Source organism: Nostoc sp. (assembly GCF_036917975.1).
Taxonomy (GTDB): Bacteria; Cyanobacteriota; Cyanobacteriia; order Cyanobacteriales; family Nostocaceae; genus Nostoc.
Genome location: NZ_JBALEJ010000043.1, coordinates 37,400 through 49,742, shown reverse-complemented (window position 1 = coordinate 49,742; position 12,343 = coordinate 37,400). Strand labels below are relative to the sequence as shown.

Annotated in this window: 8 protein-coding genes; all 8 read right to left on the bottom strand. The window is 36.0% G+C overall.

Going from position 1 to position 12,343, the window contains the following annotated elements; translation table 11 throughout:
* Positions 1-686: 686 nt before the first annotated feature.
* The 8 genes from V7K76_RS19030 to V7K76_RS18995 all read right to left on the bottom strand — a co-directional run bounded on the left by V7K76_RS19030 (position 687) and on the right by V7K76_RS18995 (position 11,004).
* Positions 687-1,883, bottom strand: coding sequence for a glycosyltransferase family 4 protein (locus V7K76_RS19030; RefSeq protein WP_334777755.1), 1,197 nt, complete (start codon positions 1,881-1,883; stop codon positions 687-689).
* Positions 1,867-3,168, bottom strand: a complete 1,302-nt coding sequence (locus V7K76_RS19025) for a UDP-glucose/GDP-mannose dehydrogenase family protein (protein WP_334777756.1) — start codon at positions 3,166-3,168, stop codon at positions 1,867-1,869. The genes V7K76_RS19030 and V7K76_RS19025 overlap by 17 nt, the downstream gene beginning before the upstream one ends.
* Positions 3,169-3,249: 81 nt before the next feature.
* Complete coding sequence (locus tag V7K76_RS19020; RefSeq protein ID WP_334777757.1) at positions 3,250-4,377, bottom strand: glycosyltransferase family 4 protein; 1,128 nt, start codon at positions 4,375-4,377, stop codon at positions 3,250-3,252.
* Positions 4,374-4,772, bottom strand: coding sequence for a hypothetical protein (locus V7K76_RS19015; protein WP_334777758.1), 399 nt, complete (start codon positions 4,770-4,772; stop codon positions 4,374-4,376). The genes V7K76_RS19020 and V7K76_RS19015 overlap by 4 nt, the downstream gene beginning before the upstream one ends.
* 171 nt (positions 4,773-4,943) lie before the next feature.
* Positions 4,944-6,236, bottom strand: a complete 1,293-nt coding sequence (locus tag V7K76_RS19010; protein WP_334777759.1) for an O-antigen ligase family protein — start codon at positions 6,234-6,236, stop codon at positions 4,944-4,946.
* 450 nt (positions 6,237-6,686) lie between these two features.
* Positions 6,687-7,685, bottom strand: coding sequence for a glycosyltransferase family 2 protein (locus tag V7K76_RS19005; RefSeq protein WP_334777760.1), 999 nt, complete (start codon positions 7,683-7,685; stop codon positions 6,687-6,689).
* Between the two features lie 66 nt (positions 7,686-7,751).
* Positions 7,752-9,185 (bottom strand): oligosaccharide flippase family protein, encoded by a 1,434-nt coding sequence (locus tag V7K76_RS19000; RefSeq protein ID WP_334777761.1) that lies wholly within the window; start codon positions 9,183-9,185, stop codon positions 7,752-7,754.
* Positions 9,186-9,564: 379 nt separating this feature from the next.
* The gene (locus V7K76_RS18995) at positions 9,565-11,004 is read right to left on the bottom strand and encodes a sugar transferase (protein WP_334777762.1); all 1,440 of its coding nucleotides are present in this window, start codon (positions 11,002-11,004) and stop codon (positions 9,565-9,567) included.
* Positions 11,005-12,343: the final 1,339 nt, after the last annotated feature.

The following is a 12,343-nucleotide window of genomic DNA, read 5'->3' as shown; positions in this document are numbered from 1 at the left end:
AAAGTACAGGTTTTAAACGAGAAACTCAATTATTGATCTACTCAGATTAGCTACAAAGCACACCTAGTGATACTATTTTACAATATGACATATAGTATAGACTATTTAAGTAAAAAAACTTGAAATCATCTACAGGCTTTGGTTTCAAGAATCTAACAGCCAATACTTAGGAGCGGAGAGGAGCATTATTAAAAACACATACGTTAACAGCTGATACTGCATTTATGCCTTAATTAACCCTTTGTCATCAAAGTTGTCGGGTGAAACCTTAAACCTTCATTGGCTGTATCCTCAAAAATGCGTCGATTTATCCGAAAGTGGTAAAAGAGAGCTAATTCAATAGTAGATTTAATACAAGATTGTCATAAAGGATTGCCACCTATAAATAATCAACTATTTAGTATCAGGTTATTTTAAATATTTTTTACCATTAATATCGAATTTGCTTTGTTAAATATCAAATATTTGCATAGTTCGACGCACATACGTCTCTACACCTTCTTAGAAAGTCCATATTTTTCAAACCTCCTAATCCAAAATAAATCCCAGGACAAAAATTTGCCGTCTAAGTTATGTTGGCGCAATAAAAATAAATTATATGAAGGAAGATAAACTGGGCTAAAACTCTCTTCCTTCCTACTTCACCCCAACTATAAATTTTCACGATATTTTCATCTATCGTGTTCCTACTTAGGTTGCCAAGCTTTATCATAAGCCTCTAACAGCTTAGGTATTTGATGTCGCCACTCTAGTTTTTTCTCCATTCTTTGTCTACCTAGCTCTCCCATCTTTTGTCGCCGCTCAGTGTCTTCTAGAAGTTCAAGAATGTTTTCGGCAAAATCCACCACGTCGTTGCCTTTGGCATAAACAGATGCTCCCTCTGCCGATCGCCTTCCTTCCAAAAGATCAAACTGAACAATAGGTTTTCCCATTGCCATATACTCCATGATCTTGTTCATTGTCGAACGGTCGTTGTAGGGCATTTTTTTATCGGGATTGGCACATATATCACAGCTAGAAAGTCTTGCCAGAAGCTCATTATCAGTAATACGCCCCGTAAATTCTACAAACTCATTAACTTCCAACTCTTCGGAGAGTGCCTGAAGCTTCTCAAACATTGGCCCACTACCAATGAGCATAAAGTGAATATCCTGGCGTTTTTTTTCATAGACAATGTAGCGCACTGATTGCAGCAGATAATCGATTCCCTCAGGTTCTCCCATAACGCCAACATATCCCACCAAATACTTCCGACCTTTACGGTAGACTGGGTTGGGCGGTACGGGTTGAAAACGAGAAAGATCAGGTCCACTGCGAACAACAAAAACATCCTCTGGACTTTTGTGCCCACGGGTAAGTGCTACTGAAAGATAAGACTCATTAGTTGAGATCACGACATCTGCTGTTGCAAAGGTCAATCGTTCAACCAGAGAAAGTCCATAGTAGAAGATATCTTTTCGTCCATACTTGGCTTCGTACATCTCCAGATTGATATCATGGTGGTCAAATATGACTTTTACACCTTTAAACAACTTAAACCATCCCGCCACCAAAAATAGCAAATCTGGAGGATTGCAAATGTGAACAATATCAAAACCTCGCTCTCGCCACACCCGATGGGCAAGGCGAAACTCCCAAAAAAGCGCTGTACCATACTCCTTTAGATAACCTGATACCGAACTGATATCAGGAGGCATTTCATGACGATAAATGTGAACCTGATCGATTACCTCATATTCTTGTTCAAATCCTTTACCTTTGGGACAAATCACCGAAACTTCATACCCAGCTTTTATCAAGGTAGAGGCTTCCATCCATACCCGCCGATCAAAGGGAAGGGGGAGATTCTCGACAATAATCAGTACCCTACCAAGCGATGCCATGATAACCTAACTCCTTACTTGTTTGATTAAAGACTCCGGCTAGATCCAAAATTTGCATTTCTTTGGGAGCCTCAAGTAGTACTTGGCGAAATTCTGGTGTAGCATGTGTAACTACTGCCAGTTCTGCTCCCTCTAAAGCTTGTTGGGAATTTGGTACTAGGAAAGCCTCAAAATGAGGGATGTTACTCTGGATATAGGCAAGGTTGGTTCCCATCAGTCGAGCTTCATATACAGCAGGGTCGTATATTTTCACCTGGCAGCCTTCCCCAATCAACCGCTTGACTAACAGTACCGCTGGACTTTCTCTTAAATCATCTGTACCTGGTTTGAATGCCAATCCCAAAACAGCAACCTGTCTGACACCAAGACGTAACACCTGCTGGGCAGCCAAATCCACTTGAAGGCTGTTAGTAGTTGGAAGGGCATTTAGTAACGGGACTGGTACATCCATATTCCTTGCGTGGTAAAGCAAAGAACTCAGATCTTTGGGCAGACAGGAACCACCGTAGGCAAATCCAGGACGCATATAAACAGGGGAAATATTTAACTTCGTGTCCTGCACGATGATATTCATTACTTCCCGTCCATCTACACCAAAGGCTTTAGCAACTCGTCCGATTTCATTAGCAAATCCTACCTTGGTAGCGTGCCAGCAATTGGCTACATATTTAACCATTTCCGCCACAGATGGCTGGACTACGGTGAATGGTGCATCCACTCTGGCATACATCTGTCGTACTGTTGCTTCTGCCACAGGAGATTCAGTACCGATAATCGTGTACGGTGGTTGATCGTAATCTTTGATAGCCGAACCTTCGCGTAAAAACTCTGGGTTAAATGCTAGATGAATAGAATTATCACCTGTGATACTATCTAACAGATTTTGACACTTTTCCAATGTTCCTGGGGGAACAGTGCTACGCAAAACAACCACATGGGTTTCATTCTTATGGATGGCGGCTTTCCCAATCTGCTTGCACACATTCCAAACATAAGTAAGATCGGGTTCTCCCCTCTCCATAGGAGGTGTGCCGACGCTAATCAGCGAAACATCTGATCCTAGTACTGCCGCTTCCGTATCTGTAGTAGCTGTGATTAACTTGGCTGCAACTCCATCAACTAACAACTGACTTAGTCCTGGCTCTACAATAGGCGACTCTCCCTTGGCGATCAAATCCACTTTTTCGGGATTGACATCTACCCCAATGACTTCGTGTCCATCTCGTGCCAAGCAAGCTGCTGTTACAGCACCGACATATCCTAATCCAAAAATGCTAATTTTCATATCTATACAGTAAGAGTAAAGTTGTTATACGTTCATACGTTACAAAACAATCAGGCTCTAAGAGTGATCTTTTCTAGCATCTTAATTCAAGACTGAGTGATATAGATCCATAAAAGAAACCCAATGTTTTTTAATATCTAGAGGAAAAACACTTGTTCTTGCCTTGGCTCCTAGAGAAAGCCTCAAATTCTCATTTTCAATTAAAGACTTAATAGCATTTGATAATTCCTCAATATTCCCTGGACTAACAATTAATCCATTTTCAGATTGAGTAACTATCTCAGGTATACCTCCCACTGGTGTAACGATGACTGGTAGCTCCCAAGCCATTGCTTCTAACATTGATAATGGAAGACCTTCATTGTAAGAAGGCAATACAAAAATATCTGCTTGAGTTAGAAGAATGTCACGTTCACCTGACCCTATCCAGCCAGGCAATTTTATATAATTCTCCAAATTTAGAGTTTTAACTAAATTACCTGCTTGCTCTACCTCTCCGTCTCCTGCCATAATGAGAGTTGATCTAGTTTGATCTTCAAGAGGTAAAAGAGAGAAGGCTTTAATCAAATCAAATGCTCCTTTACGCTGACCAATCCGCCCTAAAAAAAGTAAGTTTACTTGATTAGAAACTGAACGCTGTGGAACTTCATCAGGAACTTTTACTGGGTTATAAAAAACTACAACTTTTTCGGGTTTAAGACCAAGATTTTCTATGTAAAAAGTTTTCCAACTTTCTGATAAGACAATTAATCGTTGACACTTGCAAAATAGCCAACTTAGCAAATTCTGTATCCATTTTGGAAGATGAGCATAGAAAACATGAAATTGACTACCATGAGCATGTAGAATGATGGGCTTGTGGAATATCCAAGCTAAAAATATCATAATTCCTTGTCGTAAAACGCTGCCGCGCTGTGAAATTTCCAGTTGAACAATATCAAATTCTTCCCTTAGCAGCAACCAAACAAATCTCCATATAGCTTTCAAAAATACCATGATTTTGATTGCTATATCTCCTTCTTCGTGAGTAATAATATGACATATATTAACTTCAGAAGGAGCATACTCAAAAAAAAGCTTCTCGTAATTGGAAATGCCACCCTGCTGGAGTAAACTAGGACCCAACAGAATAATATTGAGACTTTTCGGTTTACACATCGGCTGTACTGTTTCTATAATTGTTCTATCCTTACAGTTAGAGTTGCTCATTTTAATTTTTTCCCATGAACGAAAATCAGCGGATAGAATCTTAAACTAAAAATATTTATTATCAAAAATTTATTAAAGCGGATTTTGTCGTTAGGAGGTACAATAACGGCAATAGGTAAAGCAGTTTTGGAAGTATTAAGGAAAGCTAAATAACATAGCTCAGGATGTTCTGCAACCATTTCAATGATCACTTGCTCAATTCCTACTAGTTGAATTTGTTTCGCTTTATCCGGTTTTCGGGGTGTTATGTCTCCTGTTAAACTTTTTTGTTTGAGTAATCTTTGGACTACACCCTTACTGACCATAAATCGCTCTGCTACCTTTCGGATTGAGGTCTTATCCTCCTCATAAGCTGCTACTATCTTTGCTCGAAAATCGACTGAATATGCTGCCATTTATGTTATTTTTAAATACTCTCCATAGTGTATCTTCTAACTACGCAAACCTCTGTATTTTTCAATCTTATTGGGCCGAAAGTTTTTTTTCAAGAATGTGTTTACATAGTTCATATTGTTTCTAGTATGTTCATGAATGACGATCACAAAAACAACTAGTTTAGAATGTTTTTACACTTTATAAAATCTATCCTGTAACTTTTTTTTTGCATTTATTATTCTTGTTTCATGTGTCATTCTCACTGAGAAAGATAACGCTACATAGAGAATCCAATTCAAGCTATTAGATTCCAGCAAAGCAGATTCAGTAAGGCTAGCTAAGGCTATATATGTCATATGTATCAGTGGCCAAATATCTAATGCTGTTGTACTACGACGCACCCAAGTCAATGCTTGGAGATAAGTGTGCCAAAATCCTAATAAGAATATTCCCAACCCTACAAAACCCAAATCAAGGCAAAGAGCAAGATAACCATTGTGGGGATGAGGTGCCAGCCATCCTGCATTAAGCCAAATATAGGCAGACTCACCATTCCATCCTAGCCAGAATCCACCATAACCATAACCAAGCCAAGGACGTTTCCAAATCATATCCATCACTAGTGGCCACAAGTCTGTTCGACCCGTTAGTGTTGAATCTTTTCCAAGTGCAGTAAACACGACATCAGCACCATTAGACAACCAAAAATATAAAATTTGACTTATTGTTGCCATTATTATTAGGGTTGGTATCATGATGGAGTACGACCATCGCCAAATTTGAAAAGCAAAAAATGCAAATATTAAAATTACTAGATTTACTAATGATGAAGCTGAACCAGCAAGTAGTAATAGCAGTATTGACAAGCTAAACCCACCCCAGAAAAGCCAACTATATCTTTTACTTTCATAACCAAGGATTAAAAAAACTATACTACTAATAACCATCCTTGCCCCTAGACCATTTTTGTGAGTGAATACTCCACGCCACTTTCCTACGTCAGACTGTATACCATACTGCGGTAAAGCTATAGCAAAAAAAATACTCAGTATCATAATAATTCCAAAAACCCAAGCTAATAGATGGAATTGCTGTTTTAAGCTGTATCGCGAGGCAAAATAAAGGCCAAACAAGCTAGAGTTAATGAGAGTAAAACTATTTTTTAATGTTGTTGAGGGTTCAGCAGACCAAATAATAGAAACAGCTGCCAATATGAATATTGGATAAAACCAGAATCCTTTGCTCAATATATATAGAGTTTTCTTCCAACGTAAAACCAGTAGTAAGAATGTAACTGCGTAGATTAAAGAATAAATAATCCGGATTGAGGAGCTATCATATTCTCCCTGATCCTGTTGTAGTGCCCCTCCTGAAAGTAGAACAGTTAATATAGCGCCTGAATAAATCAGCAAGGCTGCAACTGTGAATCCATATTCAGCAAAAATTAGCAGTTTTTTCATATTTTTATAAATTGACCAAAACATTTATTTTTTTATATCTTTGCGAGAAATATTGTCGTTCAAACAGGTAATATTTCAGCAACTCAAACCTTGCTAACAGAAGGCTAATACCGTAATTTGTATTCTTTGTTGCACGTTATCACTTAATAAACAAATTATGGAAGACAGAACTAATCCGCACTGAAAAGCTAGAAAATTGAGCAAAGAGGCTTTATATATAGGACTCATATTTAATTTTTGAACAAAACTCAGTACACCTTTATTCCTTCTTCCCAGTCCCCAGTCCCTTATCTGTACGAGTGATTCAGAAATCAAAGACGCTCGATGACTTGCTACCGCTTCGCTATCGGATTGCTATATCGCACTATACTTATCTTTAGAAGTATTTTTTTGGGAGACTTGAAATTCACGCTTTAAGGTTTTTTGTCATTATTTTTATCTTCTGCTTTCTGCCTTCTTTTTGTAAACAGTCTCTTATATTTTGGGCTTATTGAGGAAAACAGAGCGAATTTGCTGCCTAAGTTGCTGAGGGAACAGCCACATAGTTAAGTACAAGAATATATCAATGGGTCGGGGATTGCCCCAGCGTATAGATTCCCCCAACAAAGGAAAGAAGGCTTTCCAATCACCTACTAAGGACGCAGAAGGAGTAATAATTGTTGTAATAAAGCCTGAATAAGCTTTTGGTGTTACTAAATTGCGAGTGGAACGAATCCAATCCAAGGAATATTGCCATTCGTTGATATTGCTTAAGCGCTTGATTCCCATGTCTGAATGCCAAATTGCCATAGGTTCAGGCACAAACTCAACTCCTACACCTTCCATAGCAGTAACCCGAAGCAACCACTCCCAATCCTCATGTCTGTAAAATTTTTCTTCTAGAGGCATTTTTTGCACTAACTCTTTTTTCACAAAAATAGTTGATGTTTGTATGCAGCCCTCTCCTTTAAAAAATGAGTTACGTGCGAAAAGATATTCACTTAGAGGTTCAGAGATGTTAGGTAGCCTTCTAGGACAAATCAAGTCACCTTTTGGAGTATGGGAAATAAAACGACTAGCAACAACTGGAAAATCATAATGGGAACTATTTGCTACTTCAAGTTGACGCTCCAGTTTTTGTGGAAGCCATTCGTCATCATCATCTAAAAAAGCTATCCAAGCACTTTTAGCTTCTCTCACGCCAGTATTTCTAGCCCCTGATGGCCCAACATTTTTTGATAGTTCTATCACTCTTAATCTTGGATCAGTTATCTGAGATAGTACATTCACTGTTTCCTGATCGGGACCGTCTATAATCACAATCACTTCAATTGATTGCAGCGTTTGATTTAATGCACTTGTGACACCCCTAACAACAATTTGTGGTCTATTGCGTGTAGGAATTACGACGCTAACTATTGTTTGGTTACTTTCATTTACCATTGCTAATTCTTGGTTTCTTGTTTTTTCTGATTGAAAAGATTCAATATTCATCGCTCTAGTAGTTATCTTGTTTTTTGCAATTTTCCTGTTTTAGAAACAAGGTTAGTGATTAAAGCTTCATCCCTTCTTTACAAATTTTCCCAATACAAAACCAATTCCGCCTAAAGTATAAATACTCATAAAAGTAACAAATAAGATATAGGATGAAACCGAAATAATAAGAGTTAATGAAAAGTCTAAATTAATTTTCTTTAAAATTAAGAATACAGTTAGCATTAAAGCGCCAATTATAAAGGGACGGCGAATAATTCGCCATAAATTTAATGGAAATAGGAGAGTATAGCTGAAGTAAACATATTGACTAAAGCCAATAATAGTCATTAGCGATGCCATGATAGCTGCACCTAGTAGCTGATATTGTGAAACTAATGCCACACCTGCCAAGCTTCCTAATGTAGTTGTAATAACCACTTCACGTAGGTTAACTATCTCAAAATGATTGGCAACAAGTAGATAGCAGAGTGTGCGTGTGAATGGCAGCAAAAGAAGTGATACAGCACTTACACTAAGAGCTAAACTTCCTTGGGCAAAGCTAGAGTCATAAATAAAAATAAGTAAATCTTCGCCAAAAAATAACAATCCAAGGAATAGGGGTAATCCCATAATTAGTAGAATTTCAATAAAGCTTTCAGTGATTTGCTGCTGCTTTTGCCGCCCTTGGTCTACTACTTTGGAGAGTCTGGGAAACATTGCTACAGTTATACTGTTGGCAATAATTAAAAAAGGTTGCAGCAGTTGTACTATTCCACCAAAAAGACCTACTAAAAACTCATTGCCTAACAATGAAAGAATCAAGATTTGAATTCTGCTACTAACTACAGATATTGCTTCAATAGCAAAAAATGTCCGTGCAGTCTTAATTATATTCCATACAAAAACTCTATCGATCTGCCATTGTATTTTGATGAGCCGTGTAATCAGAATCCATTCAATTATCAGAATTAATGTTTCCGAAAAAAATAGTATTGCTCCTAGATATTCAATTCCATACTTCAGTTTCATTGCCCAGATCATTATTAGTACGCGTAGCACATACACTGGGACTGTAGCAATAGCAATCAAATGCATCTTTTCTTTAGCTTGGAAAATTGCCTCCGTTACGTTGGAAAGTCCAAATGGAATGATGGTTAAGCCCATGATGTAGCAAATAGTAGAGGTCTTGGAACTGTAGGGAAGTAAAAACACTACAATAACTAAAGCCCCATAGCTCAAAAAAGTAAATATTAATTGTAAGTAAGTGCCACTAATTAAATAGACTGATGTTTTTTGTGGTTCACTGGCTATTTCTCTGGTAAACAATGTCTTTAGCCCTTGTGAAGCAATGCCCACAAAAATAAAATAGTAGCTATACGCTAGTAGATACTGACCTAAAGCCTCAGCTCCTAGAGTGCGGGCAATAGCAGCGGTTAATACAAAGGCTGTAATGCTTTGCGCTAACCGATTGACTATCATTGAAAGGGAATTACTTATTAATTTATACTTTTCTACCATTCTGAATTATTAATCAGCCTATATCGTTAGTTTTAAATCACCAATACTGATAAAATGTTAGAAGTTTTTCTAGCTTTTTCATACATATCAGTCATACAAGTTAAGTACAAAAATACATTTTTTTAGCTTCTATAAATCATAATTTTGAATTTGGCATTCCTCACAATCAATATTTTATTAAATTAACAAATAATTTAAGTGTTGAATGCAAAAGCTTTTATCACTCTTAATAAAATAATTAACTACTCAAAGTAAGAAAATCTAACTAAATTTAATGAGTGAAAAACTTCACTGTAAATTGCAATAGTTATATTAATTATATAAACAATATAATATATAATTATTGCTATCTACTATGATTTATTTTATTTTCATCAGCTTAGTAGGCACCTTCTTTTTTCAAAACTACCATCACTGTTTTGAGCAGGATTTCAAAATCTAATCCAAGAGACCAGTTTTCAATGTAGTTAAGATCAAGGTTTATAACTTGTTCAAAATCTACAATATCCGAGCGGCCTGAGACTTGCCAAAGACCTGTAATGCCAGGTAAAACTTCATGCCTAATAAAATGATGTTCAGCAAACTTATCTACATCTCTCGTAGGTAAAGGTCGAGGTCCTACTATACTCATTTCTCCAAGAATAACATTAAAAAGTTGGGGTAACTCATCCAAGCTGTAACGACGGAGAAATTTACCAACACTGGTAATACGAGGATCATCTTTAATTTTAAAGATAATCCCATCTTTGGTTTCATTTAAAGCTTCTAATTCTTTCTGTAATTTTTCCGCATCAGACCTCATGGTTCTGAATTTCCATACTTTAAACTGTTGCCCATGTAAACCTATACGTGTTTGTCTATAAAACACTGTGCCGGGAGAGTCCAGTTTTATAGCTATAGCTATAGCTATGTAGATAGGGAATGATAACATTACAAATAAAGTCGCGAAACAAAAATCACAACTACGTTTTATCCAAAAATCTTTACCTGTAATTATTGGGCAATCTAAACTCAGACAAGGCATTCCCCCAATTTTGTTAAATTCTACGTTTCTATAAATTGGTTTTAATTCCATCGGTAAAATATGTACTTGGATGCCAGATGCTTGAAATAACCAGCACAAAAACATTCTATTTTTTAGAGCATCCCAAGATATAAAAACTTCTGTTACACCTAATTCATTAAGTTGATTCAATGTTTTTTGACGTTGATATCTGTCTAATGATTTAGCATTCGCGGTTCCAGATATTATGTAATGTTTCTCCTTTTTGATAAAGCTAGCAATCTGCTCATGATCTTGAGGGTCACAAATAATAAATACAGAAGAACGAACTATTTTTTTCTGTTTGCGGAGATATTCAAGAGTAAGATTTACAGTATATCTACCAGTACAAATGAATAGTATACTTAGCAGCCAAGATAATAATATTAATCTTGGTTGTGTAATATCAACAACTGGTTTATACAAAAAACAAACAAGGAGTATTAATCCATGAGCAAAAGTTAGCGATTTGATAATATTCAAATAGTCATAGCGTTTTTGACCTTCTCGATAAATACCTTGGACAGCTAGTGAGCCTATTTGAATTCCAATAGTTATTAAGATTGGTAAATAATTACTAGGTATATACCAAGTCAAATGCTCATAATATTGATATCCAGCTAAAATCCAAGCTAATGATAAAAGAGCATAGTCTACCAAAAATAATGTTGTTAATCTCAACCACCATGAACCTTTGCGTACCGTTACAAATGCAGACGCACGTAAATCTAAAGGCACTTCACTCAATTTATTTGTTGCAATGCTTTGATTACTCATACTTAATAAAATTTGGTGTAGTTAAAATTTGATGAAAACCTATACAAGCGGGGTATCTCACATTTTTCTCTCAAAGAAACCTGTCCTTTATAGTTTACTATTAACGATTTTCTTCAGAGTAACTTTAATTTTTTGATCAAAAGCATATTCTAGGGTTGGTCTTTCTTCTTGCGGCTACTACCCGAATGCTTAACTTGTTTGATAATTAGCGCCTGGTTTAGCCCGTAAACATTGAGCTTTGTGCCAAGGAAAGAATTTATTGTTGGATTAACTTATAGTGAAACTCCTGACATTAACTTAGTAATCAAACAAGTCAGGTAGAAATATTAATTAGAATTTTTAAGGCGTGTAATAAATAGTTGGACTTGCTTACTAGACTTTTATTGCAGATTAATGTTTCTATACTATTAGAGATACAATTCATATCTCTTCACAAGTCACTGTAGCATGTTTAGCTAGACTAATTCGGTTTTGCTTAAAAATTTTCTTGTTTGCTTACGCATAATTACTGATTTACAAAACTTACATGGATAACTTATAACGAAATGCATCAAAAATTTGATTTTCGTAACAAAAATTTACATAACGTGATTATTATCGTTGAACTTGGGTTATCTTCATGGGTAACTCTAGATAATTGGTAACAGATTAATGAAAAAATTCTCATGAATAACTGATAGTATGATATCTATGAGCGTTGTCATATATGCCTTGTAGTCATTTTACATCCTGAGAGAGAGTCGATTTCTTTGATACATTTTTTTGTCCCTAGATTAAATTTTAGATTTGCTCCAAGAAAGGACTTGTTGCTGGGTGCTAAGTAAAAAATTACTGATATCTAATCCCCTATGCCATTAGCTATCTCATGTTTTTTTGGTGTCTCCAGTCTATTATACCTATTGGGTACTTACTTAATTACTTAAGTAAAATTATAATCATGAATTTACATAATTTTTACATAGGAACAAACCTAATGAAGATTTGGTAATAATTAATTTTTTTTTCAGCGATTTTTCGTAGAAAAGGATAAAATATTTTTGGTGGTATACCTATTTACATTAATGAAAATTATATTTACATTAATGAAAATCATAAAATAAACTTATTAGCTTAAGTATAAAGTTGTAGGGAAATTGCTGTTTTCTGGCTGTAAGTTAACAATGTGATAATGCCAAATTACGAATTTTATTTGAGGATGGCATATTTACTAATCCGGGTATCACAACTCAGAATTCGTGTCCTTGGTGGAAGTCAAACTATTTGTAGCATAACGTTTTAATGTTAGCTAGGTTTTGTTTATATAGATAAAACTTGCTCCCTGATGATGTTAATTTGCAGA